Origin of the sequence: Pseudomonas huaxiensis (assembly GCF_003231275.1) — a bacterium.
Classification (GTDB): domain Bacteria; phylum Pseudomonadota; class Gammaproteobacteria; order Pseudomonadales; family Pseudomonadaceae; genus Aquipseudomonas; species Aquipseudomonas huaxiensis.
In genome coordinates this window covers 17512-40745 of record NZ_QKVL01000008.1, presented here as the reverse complement: position 1 = coordinate 40745, position 23234 = coordinate 17512, and the positions used below count along the sequence as shown (strand labels likewise).

At 63.8% G+C, this 23234-nt stretch carries 21 protein-coding genes and 1 tRNA gene; 13 read left to right on the top strand and 9 right to left on the bottom strand.

Features of this window, described 5'->3' with window-relative positions; all coding sequences use genetic code 11:
- Complete coding sequence (locus tag DM374_RS11880; protein ID WP_110969975.1) at positions 1 to 447, bottom strand: multidrug/biocide efflux PACE transporter; 447 nt, start codon at positions 445 to 447, stop codon at positions 1 to 3.
- Between the two features lie 88 nt (positions 448 to 535).
- On the opposite strand from DM374_RS11880, the gene DM374_RS11875 reads away from it, so the two are divergent.
- Together DM374_RS11875 and DM374_RS11870 are read left to right on the top strand one after the other, a co-directional pair.
- Positions 536 to 1456, top strand: a complete 921-nt coding sequence (locus DM374_RS11875) for a LysR family transcriptional regulator (RefSeq protein WP_110969974.1) — start codon at positions 536 to 538, stop codon at positions 1454 to 1456.
- Positions 1457 to 1475: 19 nt separating this feature from the next.
- Positions 1476 to 1964 carry an NUDIX hydrolase gene (locus tag DM374_RS11870; RefSeq protein ID WP_225422482.1) on the top strand — a complete coding sequence of 163 codons (489 nt, stop codon included), beginning with the start codon at positions 1476 to 1478 and terminating at the stop codon, positions 1962 to 1964.
- 42 nt (positions 1965 to 2006) lie between these two features.
- Here the strand turns inward: DM374_RS11870 and DM374_RS11865 are convergent, their stop codons facing one another.
- Positions 2007 to 2210 carry a DUF3079 domain-containing protein gene (locus tag DM374_RS11865; protein WP_110969973.1) on the bottom strand — a complete coding sequence of 68 codons (204 nt, stop codon included), beginning with the start codon at positions 2208 to 2210 and terminating at the stop codon, positions 2007 to 2009.
- Between the two features lie 73 nt (positions 2211 to 2283).
- Complete coding sequence (locus tag DM374_RS11860) at positions 2284 to 2589, bottom strand: NIPSNAP family protein (protein ID WP_110969972.1); 306 nt, start codon at positions 2587 to 2589, stop codon at positions 2284 to 2286.
- Positions 2590 to 2806: 217 nt separating this feature from the next.
- On the opposite strand from DM374_RS11860, the gene DM374_RS11855 reads away from it, so the two are divergent.
- The 3 genes from DM374_RS11855 to DM374_RS11845 are packed head-to-tail and all read left to right on the top strand — an operon-like array spanning position 2807 to position 6610.
- Positions 2807 to 4165: a glutamine synthetase family protein gene (locus tag DM374_RS11855; protein WP_110969971.1), complete on the top strand. Its 1359-nt coding sequence runs from the start codon at positions 2807 to 2809 to the stop codon at positions 4163 to 4165.
- A gap of 49 nt (positions 4166 to 4214) precedes the next feature.
- Positions 4215 to 5300 (top strand): polyamine ABC transporter substrate-binding protein, encoded by a 1086-nt coding sequence (locus DM374_RS11850; RefSeq protein ID WP_110969970.1) that lies wholly within the window; start codon positions 4215 to 4217, stop codon positions 5298 to 5300.
- 14 nt (positions 5301 to 5314) lie between these two features.
- Positions 5315 to 6610, top strand: a complete 1296-nt coding sequence (locus tag DM374_RS11845) for an NAD(P)/FAD-dependent oxidoreductase (RefSeq protein WP_110970110.1) — start codon at positions 5315 to 5317, stop codon at positions 6608 to 6610.
- A gap of 416 nt (positions 6611 to 7026) precedes the next feature.
- On the opposite strand, the gene DM374_RS11840 is transcribed toward DM374_RS11845, so the two are convergent.
- On the bottom strand, positions 7027 to 7896 hold the full coding sequence (locus tag DM374_RS11840; protein WP_095158767.1) for a helix-turn-helix domain-containing protein: 870 nt from the start codon (positions 7894 to 7896) through the stop codon (positions 7027 to 7029).
- Between the two features lie 208 nt (positions 7897 to 8104).
- Between DM374_RS11840 and DM374_RS11835 the strand changes: the two genes are divergently transcribed.
- The 3 genes from DM374_RS11835 to DM374_RS11825 are packed head-to-tail and all read left to right on the top strand — an operon-like array spanning position 8105 to position 11298.
- Positions 8105 to 8833 carry a TorF family putative porin gene (locus DM374_RS11835; protein WP_110969969.1) on the top strand — a complete coding sequence of 243 codons (729 nt, stop codon included), beginning with the start codon at positions 8105 to 8107 and terminating at the stop codon, positions 8831 to 8833.
- Positions 8834 to 8848: 15 nt separating this feature from the next.
- Positions 8849 to 10714 carry a CocE/NonD family hydrolase gene (locus DM374_RS11830; protein ID WP_110969968.1) on the top strand — a complete coding sequence of 622 codons (1866 nt, stop codon included), beginning with the start codon at positions 8849 to 8851 and terminating at the stop codon, positions 10712 to 10714.
- 17 nt (positions 10715 to 10731) lie between these two features.
- Complete coding sequence (locus DM374_RS11825; RefSeq protein WP_110969967.1) at positions 10732 to 11298, top strand: DUF3237 domain-containing protein; 567 nt, start codon at positions 10732 to 10734, stop codon at positions 11296 to 11298.
- A 622-nt stretch (positions 11299 to 11920) separates the two neighbouring features.
- Here DM374_RS11825 and DM374_RS11820 read toward each other — a convergent pair.
- The 3 genes from DM374_RS11820 to DM374_RS11810 form a co-directional block, all read right to left on the bottom strand.
- Complete coding sequence (locus DM374_RS11820; RefSeq protein ID WP_110969966.1) at positions 11921 to 13228, bottom strand: J domain-containing protein; 1308 nt, start codon at positions 13226 to 13228, stop codon at positions 11921 to 11923.
- Between the two features lie 6 nt (positions 13229 to 13234).
- The gene (locus tag DM374_RS11815; protein ID WP_110969965.1) at positions 13235 to 14926 is read right to left on the bottom strand and encodes a molecular chaperone HscC; all 1692 of its coding nucleotides are present in this window, start codon (positions 14924 to 14926) and stop codon (positions 13235 to 13237) included.
- 173 nt (positions 14927 to 15099) lie between these two features.
- Complete coding sequence (locus DM374_RS11810; RefSeq protein WP_095158762.1) at positions 15100 to 15726, bottom strand: LysE family translocator; 627 nt, start codon at positions 15724 to 15726, stop codon at positions 15100 to 15102.
- 289 nt (positions 15727 to 16015) lie between these two features.
- Between DM374_RS11810 and DM374_RS11805 the strand changes: the two genes are divergently transcribed.
- Together DM374_RS11805 and DM374_RS11800 are read left to right on the top strand one after the other, a co-directional pair.
- Positions 16016 to 16090 (top strand) — tRNA-Gln (locus DM374_RS11805).
- Positions 16091 to 16398: 308 nt separating this feature from the next.
- Complete coding sequence (locus DM374_RS11800; RefSeq protein ID WP_110969964.1) at positions 16399 to 18099, top strand: amidase; 1701 nt, start codon at positions 16399 to 16401, stop codon at positions 18097 to 18099.
- Between the two features lie 57 nt (positions 18100 to 18156).
- Here DM374_RS11800 and DM374_RS11795 read toward each other — a convergent pair whose 3' ends face one another.
- Together DM374_RS11795 and DM374_RS11790 are read right to left on the bottom strand one after the other, a co-directional pair.
- Positions 18157 to 18423: a hypothetical protein gene (locus DM374_RS11795; protein ID WP_110969963.1), complete on the bottom strand. Its 267-nt coding sequence runs from the start codon at positions 18421 to 18423 to the stop codon at positions 18157 to 18159.
- Between the two features lie 83 nt (positions 18424 to 18506).
- Complete coding sequence (locus DM374_RS11790; RefSeq protein WP_110970109.1) at positions 18507 to 19049, bottom strand: RBBP9/YdeN family alpha/beta hydrolase; 543 nt, start codon at positions 19047 to 19049, stop codon at positions 18507 to 18509.
- A 135-nt stretch (positions 19050 to 19184) separates the two neighbouring features.
- On the opposite strand from DM374_RS11790, the gene DM374_RS11785 reads away from it, so the two are divergent.
- The 3 genes from DM374_RS11785 to DM374_RS11775 all read left to right on the top strand — a co-directional run bounded on the left by DM374_RS11785 (position 19185) and on the right by DM374_RS11775 (position 23234).
- The gene (locus DM374_RS11785; RefSeq protein ID WP_110969962.1) at positions 19185 to 19700 is read left to right on the top strand and encodes a sigma-70 family RNA polymerase sigma factor; all 516 of its coding nucleotides are present in this window, start codon (positions 19185 to 19187) and stop codon (positions 19698 to 19700) included.
- On the top strand, positions 19697 to 20665 hold the full coding sequence (locus DM374_RS11780; protein WP_225422481.1) for a FecR domain-containing protein: 969 nt from the start codon (positions 19697 to 19699) through the stop codon (positions 20663 to 20665). The genes DM374_RS11785 and DM374_RS11780 overlap by 4 nt, the downstream gene beginning before the upstream one ends.
- Before the next feature lie 109 nt (positions 20666 to 20774).
- A complete protein-coding gene (locus tag DM374_RS11775; RefSeq protein ID WP_110969960.1) occupies positions 20775 to 23234 on the top strand; it encodes a TonB-dependent siderophore receptor in 2460 nt (819 codons plus the stop codon).

Below are 23234 nucleotides of genomic sequence, written 5' to 3'. Positions count from 1 at the left end.
TCAGCACCTCACCGCGGCGGCCATCCGCCGCGCCGCATAGCGCTCGCGCAACCGGTCGAACCCGAGGTTGTACAGGTAGGTGTACGGCAGCAGGAACACCAGCAAGCCGACCTCCATCAGGAACGCCTCGACCAGGCCGATGGACAACCACCACGCCGCCACCGGCACCACTACCAGAATCAGCCCGCCCTCGAAACCCAGGGCGTGGAGGATGCGGATCAGCGGCGTGCGCTGGAAGCCGGCGCGGTTCTGCAGCCGGTCGAACAACACGTTGTACAGCATGTTCCACAAGGTCGCGGTGACCGAGATCGCCAAGGTCAACAGACCAGCGCTCATCAGCGGTTTGTCCATCACCAGGGCGATGGTTGGCGCACACAGCAACAAGGCGAAAAATTCGAAGCCGAGCGCATGGACGATACGGTCGGTCAGGCTCTTTTTCTGCAGCATTTCTCTACTCCCAACGTTTGAACACGGCCAGCATATGACCTACATTTATGCACCTCAACCACCAACTTCCTAACGCACGGTTGCATATATGAAACGCCTGGAGTGGGACAACCTGCATGTGCTACTGGCCGTGGTCCGCAGCGGCAACCTGAAACGCGCGGCCCAGCGCCTGCGCTTGAGTACCGCCACGCTGTCGCGGCGCCTCGATGCGCTGGAAGAACAACTCGGCGGACAACTGCTTGAGCGCACCTCGACCGGCTGCTTCGCCACCGCCTTTGGCCAGCGTATCGTCGGCTGGGCAGAACAGATGGAAGGCGCGGCCAACGAGGTACTGCGTGAGGCCGACTCGCCGGAGACCGTGGAAGGCACAGTGCGGGTCAATGCCGATGAATGGCTGTCGTTCCTGGTGACCGCACTGCTCGCGCCGATCCGCACCCGTTACCCGCTGCTGGGCATGGAAATCCTCACCACGCCGTTCCCGGTCAACCTCACCCGGCGCGAGGCCGACCTCTCGCTGCGCTATGCCCGCCCGGAAGCCAGCGACCTGATCGCCGAACCGCTGGGGGAAATCGAATTCGCCCTGTATGCGTCCAGCAGCTACGCCGCGCAAAAGCGCGAGGCACTGGCGCAGCGCAACTGGTCCGAGCTGGATTTCGTCGGCCTGGATGAATCGCGGATGGACCAGACCATGGAAGCCTGGTGGGAACGTCTGGAAGGCGCGCCGGCGCCGTGGCTGCGCTGTAATCACACCCTGGGGATCTACGATTGCGTGATTGCCGGCGGCGGTATCGGCATCGTGGAGAAACGCACCGCCCGCCTGACCGCCAGCCTGGAGCTGGTGATGGACGTGCCTGAACTGAGCCGCGAAGTCTGGCTGTGCACCCACCGTTCGATGCGCGAAAGCGCTCGGATCAAGTCAGTGCGGGACTTCCTCGTCGAGACCTGGCCGCATCAGGATGGGGTCGGGCTGTGCGGGAATCCGTTTGCGCCGCCGACTGCTTCGATCTGAGCAAGGAATGCCTGAACAAATGCCCACTGTTCCCGTACTGGACGCCTCGATGCCAACCACTCCGTCGCCAGGCAAAGCCTGCGCCGTCCTGCTCTCCCACGACCAGCCGCCGCGCCTGCTGCTGTTCCGCCATCCTCAGGCCGGGGTGCAACTGGTCAAAGGCAGCATCGAACCCGGCGAAGCGCCCGCCCGTGCCGCCCTGCGGGAATTGAAGGAAGAGTCGGGAATCATCGATGCCCGCGTGCTGGCGGACCTCGGTACATGGGATGCCGGGCACCAGGGTCAGATCTGGTCCTTTCACCTGTGCACGGCGCACGATCCGTTGCCGGAGCACTGGACCCACCAGACCGAAGACGACCACGGCCACCTGTTCAGCTTTTTCTGGGCCGCGCTGGACGAGCTGCCGTGGGACGAGTGCCATCCGCTGTTTCAGCGAGCGTTGCGGTTTCTGCTCGACGGCAGACTGAACGCCGCTGTCTTCGCGAGCAAGCTCGCTCCTACAGAGTAGTGGCTCCAATTGCAGGCGCGAGCGCGCTCGCGAAGGCATGCCTCATGACTTCACGGCCTCATCCCGCGCCACCTGTTCGAGGCCCCAGCCACCCTGCTCGTGCCAGTCCTCGCCGAAGGTCTCGGCCGGATGCATGGTGCGGTCGGAGCCGTTGCCGCAGTCCAGCTTGCTGGCAGCGCAGTAGCGGTCGCAACCCCAGCAGACCCGCTCGGGGTGTTTGGGGTTGAGGGGAAAAGGCTTGGCCATGGGAAAGCTCCCTGTTCCGGATCGGTCGAGCCCTTACCCTAGCCCGCCACTGGCGCCACGGCCTTGACCCGGATCAACCCAGCACCGGCCGCAAAAAGCTCCGCTCGTAGCTGACAATGAATTTTTTCTCCAGTGCCAAGGCCACTGCAGCCACGCATTCCGCGTCGTGCTCGGCCTGCTTGCGGTACTGCTCGTACTGCGCCAATCCCGGAAAGCTGAACAGGCAGTAGGCAATATTGTTGGCGCCCTCGGCGGGCAGGAAATACCCGTGATGCTGGCCGCCCATACGCTCCACCAGACCGATCCACAGGCGTGCGTAGGCTTCGAATGCCGGGATCTGGTAGGGATCGATAACGTAGCGGACGTGGCAGGTGATCATCGCGAACACTCCTTGCTGATGGGCGAGCGCGGCAGTCTACCCGGCTTACGCTGCGCCACGCTTGAACGAACTTGCCATTTCATCGACACCCGCCATTCCTGCACAAAACGGATAGAACCGCCCCCCGCCTCCAGCGAACACTAGCTCCGTCGGCACCGACCACTCCACTCGGTCGCCTGCCTTCGAGTGCCTAAACAACTACCCGCTAGAGGTTTGCATGAACACCCCCGCGCATCAGCTGGCCACCTGGCTGAAGCAACACCAGATCACCGAAGTCGAATGCATTGTCAGTGACCTCACCGGCATCGCCCGCGGCAAGATATCCCCCACCAACAAGTTCCTCGGCGAAGGCGGCATGCGCCTCCCGGAAAGCGTGCTGCTGCAGACGGTCACCGGCGATTTCGTCGATGACGACATCTACTACAGCTTGCTGGACGAGGCGGATATCGACATGTTCTGCCGCCCCGATGCCGACGCGGTGTTCCTGGTGCCCTGGGCCATCGAACCCACCGCGATGGTGATTCACGACACCTACGACAAGCAGGGCAACCCGGTCGAGCTGTCGCCGCGCAACGTGCTCAAGCGCGTGCTGCAGCTTTACAAGGACAAGGGCTGGACGCCGATCGTCGCGCCGGAAATGGAGTTCTACCTGACCAAACGCAGCAGCGACCCGGACTTCCCGCTGGAAGCGCCGATCGGCCGCTCCGGTCGCCCGGAAAGCGGCCGGCAGAGTTTCTCGATCGATGCCGCCAACGAATTCGATCCGCTGTTCGAAGACGTCTACGACTGGTGCGAAGCCCAGGGCCTGGACCTCGACACGCTGATCCACGAAGACGGCCCGGCGCAGATGGAGATCAACTTCCGGCACGGCGACGCGCTGTCGCTGGCCGATCAGATCACCGTGTTCAAGCGCACCATGCGCGAGGCGGCGCTCAAGCACAACGTGGCAGCGACCTTCATGGCCAAGCCGATCACCGACGAGCCGGGCAGCGCCATGCATATCCACCAAAGCGTGGTGGACGGCGAGTCGGGCCGCAATATCTTCGTCAATGAAGACGGCTCGATGAGCGAGCTGTTCCTGCACTACATCGGCGGCCTGCAGAAGTACATTCCCAAGGTGCTGCCGATGTTTGCGCCGAACGTGAACTCGTTCCGCCGCTTCCTGCCGGACACCTCGGCGCCGGTCAACGTCGAGTGGGGCGAAGAGAACCGCACCGCCGGCCTGCGTGTGCCGCCCTCCTCGCCTGAAGCCATGCGCGTGGAAAACCGCCTGCCGGGTGCAGACGCCAACCCGTACCTGGCCATCGCCGCCAGCCTGCTGTGCGGCTATCTCGGCATGGTCGAGCGGATCGAACCGAGCGCGCCGGTCCAGGGCCGTGCCTACGAGCGCCGCAGCCTGCGCTTGCCGGTCACCATCGAGGACGCACTGGCGGCCATGGAAGAGTGCGCGGTGCTGGAGCAGTACCTCGGGCGCAAATTCGTCCAGGGCTACGTCGCGGTGAAGCGCACCGAGCACGAGAACTTCAAGCGCGTGATCAGCTCCTGGGAACGGGAGTTCCTGCTGCTGAGCGTCTGACCCGAGCGCACGCCTTCGAAAAACAACAACAGGATGGACAGGAGCCGCTATGAATCTGTTGAAACGCCTTGCGCCCTTCGCCTTGCTGGCGCTGCCGCTGGCTGCCCAGGCGCAGTCGAGCGTGAGCATCTACAACTGGACCGACTACATCGCGCCCGACACGCTGACCGGATTCCAGAGCAGCACCGGGATCAAGCCGGTGTACGACGTGTTCGACTCCAACGAGACCCTGGAAGGCAAGTTGCTGGCGGGCAAGACCGGCTATGACGTGGTCGTGCCCTCCAACCACTTCCTCACCCGTCAGGTCGACGCCGGAGTGTTCCTGGAACTGGACCGCAGCAAGCTGCCCAACTGGAAGCACATGGACCCGGCGCTGCTCAAGCTGCTGGAGCAGAACGATCCCGGCAACCGGCATTCGGTGCCCTACCTGTGGGGCACCAACGGCATCGGCTACAACGTCGAGAAGGTCAAGGAAGTGCTCGGCATCGACCATATCGACTCCTGGTCCGTCCTGTATGAACCCGAGAACCTGAAGAAGCTGCAGAAATGCGGCGTGGCCTTCATGGACTCCGCCGACGAGTTGATCCCGTCCATCCTCAACTACCTGGGCCTGAACCCCAACAGCACCAACGCGGCCGACTACGCCAAGGCCGAAAAACGGTTGCTGGAGTTGCGTCCCTACGTGACCTATTTCCACTCGTCCAAGTACATCTCGGACCTGGCTAACGGCAATATCTGCGCGGCGTTCGGCTTCTCCGGCGACGTGCTGCAGGCCGCCAACCGGGCCAAGGAAGCGAAGAACGGCATCCAGATCGCGTACAGCATTCCCAAGGAAGGCAGCAACCTGTGGTTCGACCTGATCGCGATTCCCGCCGACGCGAAGAACCCCGACCAGGCCCACGCATTCATCAACTACGTGCTTGAGCCCAAGGTTATCGCCGAGGTCAGCGACTACGTCGGCTACCCCAATGCCAACGCCGATTCCAAGGCCTTCATCGACCCCGAGACACTGAACAATCCCGAGGTCTATCCACCGCAGGCCGTGCTCGACAAGCTGTACATCTCCAATGCGCCATCGCCGAAGATCATGCGGCTGATGACCCGTAGCTGGAGCAAGGTCAAGTTCAACCAATGAGCCGGGACAGCGTGATGAATCGAACCGGCGAACACACCGCGTCGTACTACGCCGCCACCGCGCGCGACCGCCACACCTACCCGACGCTGGACGGCGAAATCCGCGCCGACGTGTGCGTGATCGGCGGCGGCCTGACCGGCGTCAACACCGCGCTGGAACTGGCGCTGCGCGGTCATTCGGTGGTGCTGCTGGAAGGCCGGCGCATTGGCTGGGGCGCCAGCGGGCGCAACGGCGGCCAGTTGATCCGCGGCATCGGCCATGACGTCAGCGGCTTTGCCAGGTACGTCGGCGAAGACGGTGTACGTTACCTGCAACGCGCCGGCGAAGACTCGGTCACCCTGGTGGCCGAGCGCATCGACGAATTCGCCATCGACTGCGACCTGCGCTGGGGCTTCTGCGAGCTGGCCAACACCCCGGCGCAATTCGCTGCGATGGCCGACGAGCAGAAGGCGTTGCGTGCGTCGGGTTATGCCCATCCCATCGAACTGGTGGAACCCGGGCGAATGCACGAGGTGGTGGCCAGCGACTGCTACGCCGGGGGCCTGATCGACATGGGCTCCGGACACCTGCACCCGCTGGATCTGGTCACCGGCGAAGCTCGGGCCGCGAGCCGGCTTGGGGTACAGGTCTTCGAACAGAGCCCGGTGTTGCGCATCGAGCATGGCAGCCAGGTCACGGTGCATTGCGCCCGCGGCCGGGTAAGGGCGGACAGCCTGGTGCTCGGCTGCAATGCGCACCTGGACGAACTGGAACCGAAGCTGAGCGGCAAGGTGCTGCCGGCGGGCAGCTACGTCATCGTCACCGAGCCGTTGCCGGAAGCTTTGGCGGCGCAGTTGATCCCGCGCAACCTGGCGCTGTGCGACCAGAAGGTCGGGCTGGATTACTACCGCCTGACCGCCGACCGCCGCCTGCTGTTCGGCGGTGCCTGCCACTACTCCGGTTCCGACCCGAAAGACATCGGCGCCTACATGCGGCCGAAGATGCTCAAGGTGTTCCCGCAACTGGTTGACGTGCATATCGACTACCAGTGGGGCGGAATGATCGGCATCACCGCCAACCGCTTCCCGCAGGTTGGGCGGCTGAGCCAGCACCCGAATGTGTACTTTGCCCAGGGCTATTCCGGGCATGGGCTGAACGTCACCCACTGGACGGCGAAGTTGCTGGCGGAAGGGATTTCCGTGGGGCAAAGCACCGGGCTGGATGTGTTCAGCGCGGTGCCGCACCTGACGTTTCCGGGCGGGAAACTGTTGAGGTCGCCATTGTTGGCGTTGGGGATGCTTTGGTATCGGATGCGGGAGGTGATGGGGTAGTAGCTTTTCAACTAACCGAGAATGGCCACTAGGCGCAGGTCTGAAGTTTTCTAGCGCACTGGAAATCGAGCGCCGCCCGCGCGGCGCATCGCGAGCAAGCTCGCTCCTACATTTTTTGCAACGTGCCTATGCCTGTCAGGCCATTGTCGACCGCCTTGGTAGTTCGGCTCGATTTCGAGGCTGGCGCCTCAGCCGCCCGCACTCTCCAGCCATACACCAAGGCTGGCAACGCCAATCACACAGGCCATGGCACGTTGCAGAAAATGTAGGAGCGAGCTTGCTCGCGATGCGCCGCGCGGGCGGCGCTCGATCTTGAGAACGCTGAAAAACTGTGGACTAGCGCTTGGTCGCCATCACCTGATTTCCTGCCTGCCGCCTTACGAATTTCATACAGAGCCGATGCAGATAAGCCCCTCCTAACCCCGCTTCAACGTCGCCTTCGGATACTCCCCGAACAGCGCGTGATACGACTGCGAAAACCGCCCCAGGTGCCAGAACGACCAGCGCATCGCCACTTCGGCCACGGTCACCTGACCAGGGTCCGCCGCCAGCAAATCACGCCTGACCGCATTCAAACGGCGATTGCGCAGCCAGACCGTCGGCGGCATGTCCGCGTAGCGCATGAACGATTGCTGCAAATGCCGCACCGACACCCCCGCCGCTTCCGCGAGGTCGAGCACGCCGAAGCTGTCCTGCGGGCAATCGTTGACCACTTCCTTGACCCGCTCGACCACCCGCCGCGCCTGGTTCTCCGACCGCCGGCGCGCACCGACGTCCAGCGCCTCGTCCAGCAACAGGAAACAGCCCTCGGCAATCTGCTCGGCGAAGCCCGGTGCATCGACGTCCACATGACCTTCCAGCGCGCCAGCCAGCACGCCACTCAGCGAGTCGGCGAACGAGCGGCAGCCGGTCGAGCGCAGCGGTTGCAACACCAGTTGGCGAAACTCCGCGGCAGAACGCTTCCAGGCCGCCGGCTGCTTCAGCACCACCGCCACCTCGCGGTAGTTCTCCGGGGTGACCCAGGCATTGCGGGTCTGGCCATCGAGCAGGTACAGCGCGTCATCGCTCATGTCGAAGCTGAACACCAGGGCATCAGGCGGGGCATGGAATTCCTGTTCGACGCGCAGGTTCATGTGCTCCTCGTACAACTCGACGGCGCCCGTCTGCGCATGCACCAGCCGGCCATGAAAATGGCCCGCCGACATCTGCGTGTACTGCTCCTGCCAGCCCGGCAACGCCACACGATGCTCGCTCACTTCGTGAGCTTCCAGCACCTTGATCGCCATGCTCTTACCCCGGTCATTTGTTAATTTTATTAATCATCTACCCATTTCATGCGCAAGACGGATAGAGGCACGCCGCATAAAGCCAATAAATTAAGGATGTCGGCGACAATGACGCGTCGCACGACAAGCCTCACACAACAAAATCAGTAATACAAATAACTATTAAAGCGTCAATCTGCCGTCAAGAATAATAAACGGAGCGGAGCAGATGAAAGCGATCACAGTGCGCCTCGGCGCAGCGGTCTTGCTGACCCAGGCCTTGTCAGCACAGGCCGTGGACTTGAACCCGGATTTCACCCTCGATGTGCTGGTCGCGGCGATGAGCGACTACCGCACCGGCGGGATCTCGCAAACCCTTGGCAAACCGGCCTTGCAGTTCGATGTCAGCCTCCATCATTCGAGTGGCCTGCTGGCAGGCATCTTCACATCCAACGTCGATTTCGACAGCGATGCCCGTCGTGAATACGACTATTACGTCGGTATCGAGCATGCCTTCAACGAGACCCTGAGCGCCTCGCTCATTTACTACGAATACGACTACCCGCGGGAGAGCGCCTTCAACTACGGCGAGTGGATCGGCACGCTGTCGGCCTGGAACGCCACCCTGGGCGTGAAATACACCCGCGACGTCAAACCCTACGGCGACGACCGCGGCGTGATCTGGGCCGGCTACACCCTCGACCTGCCTTGGGAGTCGGCGCTGGACCTGCGCCTGGGTTACTCCGATGCCAAGGACCCGGTCTATGTCAGCCACGACGGCAGCACCCGCAGCGGCTATCGCGACTGGGAAGTAGGACTGAGCAAGGAACTGCTGGGCGTCGCCTGGCGCCTCGCCTACGTCGATACCGACCTCTCGAAAGCCGAATGCGAATCCACCCAGGGCATCGACGACATCTGCTCGGCGACGCTGATGGTTTCCGCCTCGAAACGCTTCTGATCCAGGGTGCTCATCATGCTTTTTCGCACAACTGCAATTGCCGCCAGCCTGGCGGTCGCAACACTGCTGGGCGGCACCGCGTACGCCGCTCAGGACATTCCCGGCCAGGACGTCAGCTCCGCCCCGGCTCGCCAATGGCAACCCTTCTGGGCCAAACGCGAAACCGGCTATATCAAGACCGCGGACGGCACCGAGCTGCGCTATTCGGCGCTGCTGCCGGCCACCCAGGGCCGTTTCCCGGTACTGGTCCGCTACAGCGGCTACGACTCCGGCAGCATCGGCGGCAGCGCCTACCTGGCCGACGATGAAACCTTCTCGGTCGATCTCGACAAGCAACTGGTGAGCCTCGGTTATGCCGTGGTCGGCGTGCAGGCCCGGGGCACCGGTTGCTCCCAGGGCACTTTCGATTTCCTCGGTCCGGCCTACGGCACCGATGGCCGTGACGCCATTGAGTTCATCGCAAAACAGACGTGGTCCGACGGCAAGGTCGGCATGTTTGGCTGGTCCTGGTCTGGCATGTCGCAACTGATGACCGCCGCCGAGCGCCCCGCCAGCCTCAAGGCGATCGCCCCCGGCATGGTCCTGGGCGATGCCCGCGGCGACAGTTGGGCACCGGGCGGCGTGCCGGCGCCGGAGTTCGTCACTGGCTGGCACTGGTACCTCGACCAGCGCTGGGCCGCGGTCAAGGCCAGCGCCACCAGCGAAAACGACAGCCGCTGCCTGAGCCAACTGGCGAAGAACGAGGCGGACATCGGCAAGCACGCCCTGACCTACCAGTTGATCCGCCATCCGCTGCGCGACGAGTGGGTCAACCAGCGCAACATCCGCGACCGCACCCACCTGATCCAGGTGCCGATCCTGTCCTTCGAAGCCTGGCAGGACGAAGCGGTCATGGCCCGCGAGGGCTACTACCACGAGACCGTGCGCCCGGAACAACTGTGGACCGTGCAGAGCAACGGCCCGCACGACCTCTACGAATCCCGGCATTTCCGCGACAAGCTGGTGGCCTTCTTCGATCACTTTGTCAAAGGCCAGGACAACGGCTTCAACCGCACCCAGCACGTCGAGATCTGGCAGGAGACCGCGAGCCCAAAACGCGACACCCCGCACGACCTCAATGAAACCGCCACCCCCGGCTGGTCGCTGCAACGCGAGCGCCTGCCGCTGGACATCACCCCGGTGCGCTTCGCTCTGGCCGGCGGCGGCAAGCTGATCGAAGGCGGCAAACCCGAGGGCGAGCCGGACGAATACAACTACCCGGTGGCCGGGCCTGACGTGAACACCTACGAGGAAGACAACGCCTGGGGCCAGCTCAAACCGGGCTGGGAACACGGCAGCCTGGCGTACACCAGCGCGCCGCTGACCCGCGACCTGCTGAGCTATGGCCCCGGCAGCGCCGACCTCTGGCTGTCGACGCCAATGGGACCGGACCTGGACGTACAGGTCACCCTCACCCAGCTGCTGCCCGACGGCCAGGAAGTCTTTATCCAGCGCGGTTGGCTACGGATGTCGGCGCGCAAGCTGGATGACGGCAAGTCCACCGCGCTGCGCCCGTGGCGGCTGGATACCCCGGATGCCGTCGAACCGATGCTGCCGGACACGCCCGTGCTGGGCCGGGTGGAAATCCCGCCGTTCTCCCATCCGTTGCGCGCAGGCTCAAGAGTGCGCCTGTGGATCGACGCGCCGGGGCGCACCGGAGGTTACGGCTTCGATACCTTCGCCCTGCCCGCCAAGCCGAAACTGCTGCATGACGCGCAGCACCCCTCGACGCTGGTGCTGGGTGAACTCAAGGGCGTCCAGATGCCTGCGGCGCAACCAGCCTGCGACAGCCTGCTGAAACAGCCCTGCCGACCCGACCCGCTGAACCCGGCAGCCAACTGACCCGTGAGGAATCGATCATGAATGCATTACTGCGCAAGCTGCTTGCCCCGGCGCTCTGCCTAGGCGTGCTCGGCGGCGTCGGCCTCGTCCAGGCCGGCGAACTGAAAGAAACCCGCCCCGAGCGGATCAAGACCGAGCTGGTCATGCAGATCAACGTCAAGCTCGGCAAGGACGAGGACATGGGCAAGGGCTCGGAGGGCCAGCGCATCAACTACCCGATCGCCGGCGGCAGCTTCGTCGGCAAGGGCATCAAGGGCGACGTGATTGCCGGCGGCGCCGACCTGTCGGTGGAACGCAACGACGGCGTGACCAGGATCGATGCTCTGTACCGCCTGCGCACCGACGACGGCCAGGTGATCATCATCCACAACTACGGCCTGTGGCGCCCGACGGAGGCGGGCGTTGCGAAACAGGCGAAGGGGCAGGCACTCGCCGAGGCGGATTACTACTGCCGAACGGTGCCGTCCTTCAAGACTCCACCGGGCAAGTACGACTGGCTGGAGGACTATACCTACGTCGGCACGATCGATGACGTCAGCGACAGTGAAGTGCTGATCGGCGTGTACCGGGTCGACGGGGTCTGAGGCAACAACGTCAATGGGGTTCCACTCGTTTGCCCTCGCACTGTCAGGTTGCGAGGGCTTTTTTTTGGTTGTTCAGGGGGCTCGGTATACGACGAAGGGCCCTGCAACCCGCCGCCTGTGGGAGCGGGCTTGTCGGGGCGCCGAACCGCAGCGATGAGCATGGGTATCTACACATCTTTCAGTCATGTGGTGGCTGGAAGGCGCCTGTCAAAAGACCGAGTAATGGCCACCAAGCGCATGCCGGAAGTTCTCTATCGCTCTCAAGACCGAGCGCCGCCCGCGCGGCGCATCGCGAGCAAGCTCGCTCCTACATTTGTTGCAACGTGCCTATGTCTGTCAGGCCATGGCACGTTGCAACCCATGTAGGAGCGAGCTTGCTCGCGATGCGCCGCGCGGGCGGCGCTCGATCTTGAAAACGCTGAAAACTGTCGGCTAGCGAATCGTCGCCGCTACTCGGCCTCCTGACTGGCGCCTCATGGCCTTCATACAGTCATAAGATGTGTAGATACCCATGCAGCGATGAGGCCCGATCAAAAGACATCGTTTTCAATGCTGGCCTCATCGCTGGCAAGCCAGCTCCCACAGGCGCCAGGCTGCGCCAGCACTCAAGCCTCAGGTAGCATCACCAACCCGCCTCATCCGTCGGCCGGGTCATGGCCTGATACATCCGGCTCCACGGCGCAGGAATGGTACCCCGCAAGGTGGCATCAGCGAGGTACAGCACCAACGGAAACACCGCCAACGGCACCGGCCACCAAGGCGATGACAGCTCCCGCAGATGCCACGCCGCCAGCCACGACAGCGCCGCACACGGCACCACATGACGCAGGATCAACAACCCCGCGCCCCGGCGATAAAGCCTATCCGGCAACACCGCGCGACTGAGGGGCATATCCAGCCGCGTCAGCCACATGGCGATCCTGCGCCAGATGACGTAAGCCCACACACTGCCCGCCGCCGCCAGCAACCCCGACGACACCACCCGGAGGACGTAAGCGGAAGGCCGGGTTTCGGCCAGAGGCAGGAATTTCAGCGCCATGAATCCACAGGCAAGCAACCACAAATAGAGACAGAACGGCACCGCCGTGCGAGGCAGCCACGCCCGCCAGTCATCCACCAGTTCAAGTCCCAAGCGTTGCAGCGTTGTCGGATTGCGCTGTTCGAAGCTTTCCGCCACCTGCTGACAATGCGCCCACTGGTCCGCGTCCATGCCATCGGCCAGTTGCCGTCGGTCGAGATCGCTTTGCCGCACGAACAGGAACGACAGCACCGCGTCCGGGTTTGGGCTCTGCACGTCACGCCGCACGCTGTCCACCTCGAACGCTGCCGCACGCAAGTCCATCAGGTGGCGCCAGCGCGGCCCCGAGCAGGGGATATGACCCTTGGCATCGCTCCAGTCCATTCGCGCGGCCAACTGATCGAAGAATGCGGGGGACCAATGGCCCTCATGTTCCAGGCAGTCCAGCAGTTGCTCCTCGAACCATTGCCGGCGATCGAACGACAGCATCCATTCGCTGGCGAGGATCTGCGGCAATACCGACAGCAGCCGATGCTCGTGGCCCTCGGCGAACCACTGACGAATTTGCCCCATCGAGATAGCCGGCTCCGGAATGGCGCGAACGTACGCGGCATAGTCCGGTTCCTCCGGCTCAGCCCGAACCGGCGCGGGTGCGGGCGCGACTGACAACGCCCCGCCTTCATCGATTGCGGCCAGAACCGGCTGCGGCTCCGGTGCCTCGTCCTGTTCTTCCTCCTCCCATTGCGCCCGCCAGCGCAGCTCGGCCAACGCGGTCTCATAGGCTTCGCGCAGTTGCTGAAAGGCCACTGCATCTTCGTCAGGACGGTGAATCTTGAGCAACCGGGCATAGGCGCGTTTGACCGCACGCTCGTCCGCCTCGGGGGTCAGGTCCAGCAATTGCCAATGACTCATGAACCCTCAGCCCTCCTGCTCGATCTGCGCCAGGTGCTCGGCAACGCTGCTGTAGGCCTTGCGCACCTGCTGTTCATCCTGGGTTTCCAGCGCCTGCTGGAAGTACTGGGCCAGTTGCGCAATGTGCTCGCGGCGATGGCCGAGGTGCTCTTGATACAGGCGCTCCAGTCGCGCCAGCAGCAAGGTGTTGGTCTGCTGGTCGCGGGGGTGCACCTTCAATTGCTGCAAGTCAGCGAGGCGTCGGGCGATTTCGTCCTTGCTCAGCACGCCAGGGTTGTTCTCGATCACCAGCGTGCGCGTTTCACCATTGATCGGCAGGTGCACCTGGGCTTCCAGCAGGCCGTTGTTGTCGTAGGTGAAGCGCACGTCGAGGTCGACTTCGCCGGCCCGGCGCTTGGGCACCGGAATGTCCAGTTCGCCAAGGAAGATGTTGTTCTGCACCAGCCGGCCTTCGCCCTGGAAGATGCGCACCCGCACGTGCTCCTGGCCATCGCTCAAGGTGGACACCACCCGCGAACGACTCACCGGCACCACGCTGTTGCGCTCGATGATCGGCAAGTAATGCCCGCTCTGATAACCCTGCGCCACCTGCACCGACGTCTCGATCCCGAGGGTGTAGGGGCAGACATCGGTCAGCACCACTTCTTCCAGCGAAGCATCGCGGGCTTTGAGCGCCGCCTGGATCGCCGCGCCCTGGGCGACCACTTCGTCCGGGTTCAACTGCATGGAAGGGATGCGCCCGAACAGCGACGCCACCAGTTTGCGCACCAGCGGCATGCGCGTGGCGCCGCCCACCAGCAGCACCTCGTCCAGTTCCGCCGCCTTGATCCGGGCGTCCCGCAGCGCTCGCTCGATGGGTGCACGCAGACGCTCGAGCAAGGGGCGAACCACCGTGGCGAGGTCGTCCTGGGTCAGGTCGAGGTGCCATTCGCGGCCATCATCACTGAGGTTGAAGCGCGCTTCGCTGGTGTGGCCAAGGGCATGGCGGACGCGCTGCGCTTCACGGCGCAAACGCTGGGCCAGTTCCGGGCGATTGACGTCCGGCAGGTCCTTCGCGCCGATCCGCGCGACGAAGTGCGCCACCAGGCTGTCGTCGAAGTCTTCGCCGCCGAGGAAGTTGTCGCCGGCACTGGCGCGCACTTCCATCACCCCTTCGAACAGCTCCAGCACCGACACGTCGAAGGTGCCGCCGCCAAGGTCGAAGACCAGGAAGGTGCTTTCGTCCCGCTGATGCAGCCCATAGGCCAGGGCGGCGGCGGTAGGTTCGTTGATGAGTTTTTCGACGGTCAGCCCCGCCAGCTCGCCGGCAATGCGCGTGGCCTTGCGCTGGGCGTCACTGAAATAGGCCGGCACGCTGATCACCGCTTCGCTGACCGTCTCGCCAAGTGCGCGCTCGGCGTCTGCCTTGAGGCTACGCAGCAGCATCGCCGACAGCTCTTCGGGGCGATAGGCGCGCTGGCCTAAGCGGGTTTCGCGGCCGCTGCCCATGTGTCGCTTGAACAGCGCGGTGGTCAGTTGCGGGTGGGTCTGCAGGCGCTCGCGGGCGATATCGCCCACCACCAGCTGGCCCTCGTCGTCGAGGCCGACGACGCTGGGCGTCAGGTAATTGCCAAGGGCGTTGGGCAGCAGGCGGGCGGATTCGCCGTCCCATACCGAGACCAGACTGTTGGTCGTACCCAGATCGATGCCAATGATCACGGTCACTGTTCCTTGTGTAATGCGGAAAACCGGCGCGGGCCAGCCCGAGCCGTGGGTTTGCTATTAGAGCGACGCGATGGGGCCACGTAAAGTGGCCCGTGGGAGATGCGACACACCCCTTGAACGAAAATTCCCGAGGAGTCTTCAGTCGCGTGCCAAACCGAGGGCAGGATTTACTTCTGGGTCAGCGCCACCACCGAGACACCCGAGGCAACGAACGTCACCCCTGCCCCGACATTCAGGCCGTTGACCAGCCGTGGCCGCTGGCGCAGCGACTGGGTCAGCGCGGTGGCGAACACCCCCATCAGCGCAAAGCCCACCGCCGTCAGCGCGGCGAACCACACGCCATAGACAAACATCTGCAGCGTCACCGAACCCAGTTGCGGATTGACGAACTGCGGGATGAACGCCAGCACGAACAGACCCGGCTTCGGGTTGAGCGCCGCAGAAAGAAAACCGGTGAGGAAGATATTGCGCAGCGGCTGCCGGGCTGCCGGCGCAAAATTGATCAGGTTGCGCGAGCGCAGCACCTTGATGCCCAGCCAGAGCAGGTAACCGGCACCGATGATCTTGACGACCCAGAAGGCTACCGCCGACGTCTGCATCAACAGGGTCAGGCCCAATGCTGCGGTGGTGGTGTGGAAGAGAATACCGGCCCCCGAGGCCACCCCCGAGACGATCGCCGCCAGCCGCCCCTGGCTGAGACCGCGACCGATCGCCAGCAGGTTGTCGGGACCGGGGGAAATCACCAGCAGCAGACAGGCGGCGGTGTAGGCCAGCCAGATATCCAATGGAAACACGATCGCTCTCCTTCCTTGGGGATGTGGGAAATTTCGCTAGATGCGGTCCGCAACCCTACCCCATCTGCGGACGCCAACGCGATGCTGTTGGCTTTTCGCCGGAGCCAATAACGGTGACCCGCAAACTAAGTCGCTGTTTTAAAACCCCTTTCGTTTGAAAAGGGCTTCACAGACGTAACAAAAGTTGATAAATTGCCGCCCATCCTGCAACGGACCACTTGGTTCTTCGCGAAATCGTCTTCGCAAACAGCAGGATTCTGCATCTGGATGTTCTTTCATCCGTCGCAACAGGGGCGTCGCCAAGCGGTAAGGCAGCAGGTTTTGATCCTGCCATGCGTTGGTTCGAATCCAGCCGCCCCTGCCATTTTCTTCTTCTGTTTCACCCTCCCTTCTGAATGATCCTGATGCCTCGGCAGACAGCGTTCGACTGTTCGTATTTTTCTACACCTCCAAATAGCGAAAGCTGCCCTTTATCGCCAAAATCATCAGGTCTGGCGTAGTCCCCATTCCCTTGTTCATCGCCAAGTGTTAAATATATCGCCCACTTTAGGCCGCCCTGTTGCGTAAAGCCGCACAACGGGGTATCGAACGAGATAACAATTTGAAAAGCCTGATGTCCCTGCGTGAGGGAAGCACTTTCCCTGTTACCTGTCAGTCACCGGAGCAAGCTGCATGATCGAGGTCACCGAAGTTTCCATTGCCCAACTGCGTGCCGCGCTCGAATCCGGGCAAACCACCGCAGTTGAACTGGTCAAGGCCTACCTTGCCCGGATCGATGCCTACGACGGCGCCGACACGCCCACCGCACTCAATGCGGTGGTGGTGCGCAACCCCGAAATCCTCAAGGAAGCCGAAGCCTCCGACGCCCGCCGCGCCCGGGGTGAAACCCTCGGCCCACTGGACGGCATTCCCTACACCGCCAAGGACAGCTATCTGGTCAAGGGCCTGACCGCCGCGTCCGGCAGCCCGGCCTTCGCCGAACTGGTGGCCTATCGCGACGCCTTCACCATCGAGCGCCTGCGGGCTGCCGGGGCGATTTGCCTGGGCAAGACCAACATGCCGCCCATGGCCAACGGCGGCATGCAGCGCGGCGTTTATGGCCGCGCCGAAAGCCCGTACAACGCCGGTTACCTCACCGCGCCCTTCGCCTCTGGTTCGTCCAATGGCGCCGGTACTGCCACCGCTGCGAGCTACTCGGCCTTCGGCCTGGCGGAAGAGACCTGGTCCAGCGGTCGCGGCCCGGCCTCGAACAACGGCCTGTGCGCCTACACCCCGTCACGCGGGGTGATTTCGGTTCGTGGCAACTGGCCGCTGACGCCGACCATGGACGTGGTGGTGCCCTATGCACGGACCATGGCCGACCTGCTCGAAGTGCTCGACGTAGTGGTCGCCGAAGACAAGGACACCCGCGGTGACCTGTGGCGCCTGCAAACCTGGGTGCCGATCCCGAGCGTCGCCTCGGTGCGTCCGATCTCCTATCAGGAACTGGCAGTGGGCGCCGGCGCCCTGGCCGGCAAACGCCTGGGCGTGCCGCGCATGTACATCAATGCCGATGAACTGGCCGGTACCTCGGAAGCGCCAGGCATTGGCGGCCCGACCGGCCAGCGCATCAATACCCGCGCCTCGGTCATCGACCTGTGGAAGCAGGCGCGCCAGGCCCTGGAAGCGGCCGGTGCCGAAGTGATCGAAGTGGATTTCCCGCTGGTATCCAACTGCGAAGGCGACCGCCCCGGCGCGCCGACCGTGTTCAACCGCGGCATCGTCTCGCCGGAATTCCTCCACCATGAACTGTGGGACCTGACCGCCTGGGCCTTCGACGATTTCCTCCAGGCCAACGGTGATCCGAAGCTCAATCGCCTGGTGGATGTGGACGGGCCGAAGATCTTCCCGCACGACCCCGGCACCCTGCCCAACCGCGAAGGCGACCTCGCCGCCGGCATGGACGAGTACGTGAAGATGGCCGAGCGCGGCATCACCCCGTGGAACGAAATCAGCACCGTGCCGGACGGTCTGCGTGGCCTGGAGAAGACCCGCAAGATCGACCTGGAAGACTGGATGGATGAGCTGAAGCTGGACGCAGTGCTGTTCCCGACCGTGGCCGATGTTGGCCCGGCGGACGCCGATGTGAATCCCGAGTCGGCGGATATCGCCTGGAGCAACGGCGTCTGGGTCGCCAACGGCAACCTCGCGATTCGCCACCTCGGTGTACCGACCGTCACCGTGCCGATGGGCGTGATGGCCGATATCGGTATGCCAGTGGGGCTGACCTTCGCCGGTCGTGCCTATGACGACTCGAACCTGCTGCGCCTGGGCGCGGCGTTCGAGGCCACCGGCAATCGGCGGATGATTCCGCCGCGTACGCCGGTGCTGTAACAGCGCAGGCAACCGCGACGGTTCGGGGGCGCCGGACCGTCGCGGTCGCTGCAAAGATTAACGTCCCTGAGCGCCTGTCCCATCCGCCCGCCGCGCGGCATCGACGCCGGCACTGGTCAGCTTGATCGGAAAGGTCACCGACGGTTCATGGTCCTGCACCGTCACCGGATTGCCGTGAATCAGGTTGCGTTCCTGCAGATGTTTGAGCATCCCGGCCACGGCCTTTTCGCCGCGGTAGTTGTCGAGAATTTCCTTGCCCAGTCCTTCCGGGTGCGCGTGCAACAAACGGGTAAGGACTTCACGCTCCAGTTCATCATTGCTCATGAATACCTCTCTGCCCTGCGGGCTCGATGGGGATGGTCGACATTTTTGTGACCACCCCGAACGGGCAGAGATTCATTCGAAAATCAGCCCGCTGCCGAAACCCTCAGTGCATCCAGCAGTTCCCTGCCCTGCGCCCAGTCGCCCAGTCCGCTCTGCCCATTGATGTGCCCGCGTGCACCCACCTCGACGAAACGGCCGCCCCACGCCTCGGCACAGCGCCGGCTGAAAGCGAGGCTGGCGTAGGGATCATCGCTGCTGGCCACCACGAACGTGGGGAATGCCAAACGCTGCATCGGCACGTCGCCAAACCCCGATGCCTGCGACGGAAACGCCGGACCTTGCGGGTCCGGTGGCGCCACCAGCATCGCACCGGAAATCCGCACATCGCGGGCCTGCGCCCAATGAATGACCTGCAGACAGCCGAGGCTATGCGCCACCAGAATCGCTTCGGGGCCGATACGGCGTAGTGTCCTGTCGAGGTTCTCGACCCACTGCTCGCGTACCGGCTGATCCCAGTCCTGCCCGTCGATCAGTGCCATGCCGGCGTCGCTGTCTGCCCAAATCCGCTGCCAGTGCCCGGGACCGGAGTTGCCGATGCCCGGAAGGAGCACTATCTGTTGTGCCATGTCGGTCTCCATGTCGATGGTGGCCGTCAACCCTAGGACCATTTCCTTCCCGGCTCAATAGCCGTAACAAGTCATTGCAAACCCCGCGACAACAAGGTGAGAATTGCAACCAATTCTCATTAGTGATGTTTTCTCATGCCCGCCGACGATATCGCCCTGCGTTCCGCCGTCCATGACCTCTACACCACCCACTGCGGCTGGTTGCGTGGCTGGTTGCGCAAGCGTCTGGACAACAGCAGCGATGCCGCCGACCTGGCCCAGGACACCTTCGTGCGGGTGATCAAGGCGCGTCAGGCCCTGGACATCCGCGAGCCGCGGCAGTACCTGAGCACCGTGGCCAAGGGCCTGGTGATCGACCTGTTCCGCCGCCGGGCACTGGAGCATAGCTACCTCGAAGCCCTCGCCGCCCTGCCCGAGCGTGAGCATCCCTCCCAGGAAGAACAGGCCATCGTCCTGGAGACCCTGGTGGAGATCGACCGCATGCTCGATGCCCTCGGCGACACGGTGAAGCAGACCTTCATCCTGTCCCAGTTCGAGGGCCTGAGTTACCCGAAGATCGCCGAGCGCCTGGGCATTTCCCTACGCACCGTGAACAACCACATGGCCAAGGCCGTCGAGCATTGCTGCCTGATGCAGATGGGGTTGCTGTGAGCGAGCCGCGGCCCGTTCTTGACCCGGCCGAACGCGATGCCCTGCGCAGCGCGGCGCAGTGGTACGCGCGGCTGTCGTCGGGCTGCGAGTCCGAGGCCGAGCGCCAGCAATGGCAGCTCTGGCATAACGCCGATCCGCTGAATCGCCAGGCATGGCAGCAGGTCGAACAGGTGCGGTGGATGGTCGAAGGCGTGCCGGGCAAGGTCGCCGCCTCGGCGCTGCGCAACGCCGGGCAGACGCGCCGGCGGGTCATGCGCCAATTGCTGGTGTTGGCCGGAGTCGGTGCACTGGGCTGGCGCACCTGGGACAGCGACTGGCGCATCGCGATGACCGCCAGCTACCACACCGGCATCGGCGAGCAACGCCGCCTGACGCTGGCCGACGGCAGTTCGCTGCTGCTCGACAGCCATTCGGCACTGGATGTGGCGTTCGACAACGACCGGCGTCTGCTGCGCCTGCTCAGCGGCCGGCTGCTGGTGGAAACCGCGGCGGACTCACTGGGTCGGCCCTTTCTGGTGGAGACCGCGCAAGGCCAGGTCCGCGCCCTCGGTACGCGCTTCACCGTGCAAAGCGACGACGCCTGGTGCGAGGTCGCGGTGCTGGAAAAAGCCGTGGAAGTGCGCCCGGCACTGAGCCCGCAGGTGCTGCGCCTGGAGGCCGGCCAGCAGGTACGCTTCGACCGCGCCAGCCTTGGCGCGACCAGAATCAGCGATGCCGCAGTCGCCTCCTGGCGCAACGGCAGCCTGATTGCCATCGAGCAGCCGCTGGGCGATCTGCTCGCCGAGCTGTCGCGCTATCGCCATGGCTGGCTGCGTTGTGATCCGGCCATCGCCCGGTTGAAGATTTCCGGCGCCTTCCCGCTGGACGACACCAACCGCGCGTTGGCGGCGCTGGAAAGCGGCTTCGGCCTGCGGGTGGTGCGGCGCACCGATTACTGGGTCACGGTGCTGCCTGCCGGCGCGTGATCGTCCTGCGCGGAAAATAATTTCAGGGGCGTTGCACGATTTGCCTTTCCCACTCGGCCAATCCCTCGACAAGTGCCGTTTGCACGGCCTCATTTGGGGGAGGAACACCATGAAGTACCCGCATGCACGCTTGCTGAAACCTGTGGCCGTGGCCATTCGCCTCGGGCTTTGCGCCATTGCTGTCGGCAGCCTGCCAGGCGTCGCCAGCGCCGCCGAAGTCAGCGCCGGGCAGCATTACCGGATTGCCGCCGGCAGCCTGACCTCGGTGCTCGCCGCCTTCGCCTCGGCATCCGGCACCGCCATCTCGTTCGATGCTGCCTTGACCGAGGGCCGCCAGTCCGCCGGCCTCGACGGTCGCTACAGCGTCAACCAAGGCTTCGCCATTCTGCTGCAGGGCAGCGGTCTGCAAGCACTGCCGCAAAGCAACGGCAGCTACGCATTGCGGCCACTGCCCAAAGCGGACGGTTCGCTGGAACTGGGCGCCACCACCATCAACAGCGCAGCCCTCGGCGCGATTTCCGAAGGCACCGGCGCCTACACCGTCGGCCAGAGTGCCTCAGCCACGCGCATGGACCTGTCGCTGCGCAAGACGCCGCAATCGGTCAGCGTGGTAACCCGCCAGCAGATGGACGACCAGGGACTGGTCAACCTCGCCTCGGTGCTGCAACAAACCCCCGGCGTCACCGTCAACCGCGAGAACTCCGAGGGCTACACCTACTATTCCCGCGGCTTCGAAATCCAGGCCTTCCAGTACGACGGCATTCCCAGCCTGAGCACCGACGGCGGCAACGTGCGCGACAACTACAGTATCGGCAACTCGCTGATCTACGACCGCGTCGAAGTACTCAAGGGCGCCACCGGCCTGGTCAACGGCATCGGTTATCCGTCCGGGGTGATCAATCTGGTGCGCAAGCGCCCGACCCGTGAATTCCAGGGCCATGTCGGCGCGGGCGCCGGTTCCTGGGACCGCTACAGCACCGAGCTGGATATCTCCGGACCACTGGTGGACAGCGGCGCCTTGCGCGGGCGGCTGGTCGCCGGCAGCGAACAGCACGACAGCTTCATCGACTACCAGAAAGGCGAGCAGCAGGTTTTCTACGGCATCCTCGAAGCCGACCTGAACGACGCCACCACCCTCAGTGCCGGTTTCGATTACCAGAAGAACAACAACGACGCGACCAGCAACGCCCACCTACCGGTGTTCTACAGCGATGGCCGGCGGGTCGATCTGTCGCGCTCAAGCAACCCGGCGGACAAGTGGGCCTACCGCAACCAGGACACTTCGCGCGGCTTCGTCGGCATCGAGCACCGCCTGGACAACGACTGGATGCTCAAGGCCACCGCCACCTACCGCAAGTACAAATCGCGGGAAATTCTCGCCGGGCTGTCGGCCGCGCACATCGACCCGGCTACAAACACCATCGACCACGGTTTCTATTACGGCGGCGCCTCGAAGTTCGATACCGACACCGAGGAAAAGTCCTTCGACGTGTACGCCAAGGGGCCGTTCCAGCTCTTCGGCCGCAGCCACGAACTGGTGGTCGGCTACAACTACTCGAAGACCGATGCCGAGTCGCGCCGCACCGACGGCACCACCGACGAGACCGTCAACCCGTTCACCTGGAACAACAACGCCACCTACCCGACCGACTGGGCGTGGTGGTCGACGCAGAAAATCGATGCCACGCAAAAGGTCAGCTACGCGGCCGTGGTACTCAAGCCCACTGATGCCTTCAACGTGATCATCGGCGCCCGGGTCAACGACTATGACTGGACCCTGAGCAGCCTCAACGCGCTGGGCCGGACCCGCAGCTACCCGACCAGCAACAGCGGCGAGGTCATCCCTTACGCCGGCATCACCTACGACCTCAACGAGCAGTACACCGTCTACGCCAGCTACACCGACATCTTCAAGCCGCAGCCGTACAACAAGGATGCCAACGACAAGCCGATCGACCCGCTGACCGGCCAAAGCTATGAAGTGGGGATCAAGGGCGAGTACTTCGACGGCCGCCTGAACGCCAGCGTGGCGTTGTTCCAGCTCAAGCAGGACAACCTCGCCGAAAGCACCGGCCGGACCAACAGCGCAGGCAACGCCGAGATGCGCCCGGTGTCGGGTGCGACCACCAATGGCGTGGAACTGGAGATCGCCGGCGAGCTGCTGCCGGGCTGGAACGTCAATGCCGGCTACGTCTATCAGGCATCCTATGACGCCGACCATGTGCGGGTTGCCGCCACCCAGCCGCAGCACCTGCTCAAGGCCGCCACCACCTATCGCCTGTCCGGCGTGCTGAACAAGGCCACCGTCGGCGGCAATGTGCAATGGCAGAGCGCGAGCTTCTTTATCGATGACAGCTTCGACGAGCAGGTCGGGCCGCAGAAACTCAATCGCGGCAGCTACGCGCTGGTTGGCTTGCTGGCCAGCTACGATTTCACTGACCAGCTCAAGGGCACGGTGAACCTCAACAACTTGTTCGACCGGGTGTATTACAGCGGTATCGGCAACTACAACACCGCCTATTACGGCGACCCGCGCAACGTGATGTTCAATGTGAAATACAGCTTCTGA

Bases quoted from the DNA above. Each gene is read 5' to 3' on its own strand.
- DM374_RS11880 (WP_110969975.1), bottom strand. From the start codon at position 447: ATGCTGCAGAAAAAGAGCCTGACCGACCGTATCGTCCATGCGCTCGGC.
- DM374_RS11875 (WP_110969974.1), top strand. From the start codon at position 536: ATGAAACGCCTGGAGTGGGACAACCTGCATGTGCTACTGGCCGTGGTC.
- DM374_RS11830 (WP_110969968.1), top strand. From the start codon at position 8,849: ATGCTTTTTCGCACAACTGCAATTGCCGCCAGCCTGGCGGTCGCAACA.
- DM374_RS11800 (WP_110969964.1), top strand. From the start codon at position 16,399: ATGATCGAGGTCACCGAAGTTTCCATTGCCCAACTGCGTGCCGCGCTC.
- DM374_RS11870 (WP_225422482.1), top strand. From the start codon at position 1,476: ATGCCCACTGTTCCCGTACTGGACGCCTCGATGCCAACCACTCCGTCG.
- DM374_RS11785 (WP_110969962.1), top strand. From the start codon at position 19,185: ATGCCCGCCGACGATATCGCCCTGCGTTCCGCCGTCCATGACCTCTAC.
- DM374_RS11825 (WP_110969967.1), top strand. From the start codon at position 10,732: ATGAATGCATTACTGCGCAAGCTGCTTGCCCCGGCGCTCTGCCTAGGC.
- DM374_RS11790 (WP_110970109.1), bottom strand. From the start codon at position 19,049: ATGGCACAACAGATAGTGCTCCTTCCGGGCATCGGCAACTCCGGTCCC.
- DM374_RS11835 (WP_110969969.1), top strand. From the start codon at position 8,105: ATGAAAGCGATCACAGTGCGCCTCGGCGCAGCGGTCTTGCTGACCCAG.
- DM374_RS11850 (WP_110969970.1), top strand. From the start codon at position 4,215: ATGAATCTGTTGAAACGCCTTGCGCCCTTCGCCTTGCTGGCGCTGCCG.
- DM374_RS11775 (WP_110969960.1), top strand. From the start codon at position 20,775: ATGAAGTACCCGCATGCACGCTTGCTGAAACCTGTGGCCGTGGCCATT.
- DM374_RS11840 (WP_095158767.1), bottom strand. From the start codon at position 7,896: ATGGCGATCAAGGTGCTGGAAGCTCACGAAGTGAGCGAGCATCGTGTG.
- DM374_RS11820 (WP_110969966.1), bottom strand. From the start codon at position 13,228: ATGAGTCATTGGCAATTGCTGGACCTGACCCCCGAGGCGGACGAGCGT.
- DM374_RS11795 (WP_110969963.1), bottom strand. From the start codon at position 18,423: ATGAGCAATGATGAACTGGAGCGTGAAGTCCTTACCCGTTTGTTGCAC.
- DM374_RS11865 (WP_110969973.1), bottom strand. From the start codon at position 2,210: ATGGCCAAGCCTTTTCCCCTCAACCCCAAACACCCCGAGCGGGTCTGC.
- DM374_RS11845 (WP_110970110.1), top strand. From the start codon at position 5,315: ATGAATCGAACCGGCGAACACACCGCGTCGTACTACGCCGCCACCGCG.
- DM374_RS11860 (WP_110969972.1), bottom strand. From the start codon at position 2,589: ATGATCACCTGCCACGTCCGCTACGTTATCGATCCCTACCAGATCCCG.
- DM374_RS11855 (WP_110969971.1), top strand. From the start codon at position 2,807: ATGAACACCCCCGCGCATCAGCTGGCCACCTGGCTGAAGCAACACCAG.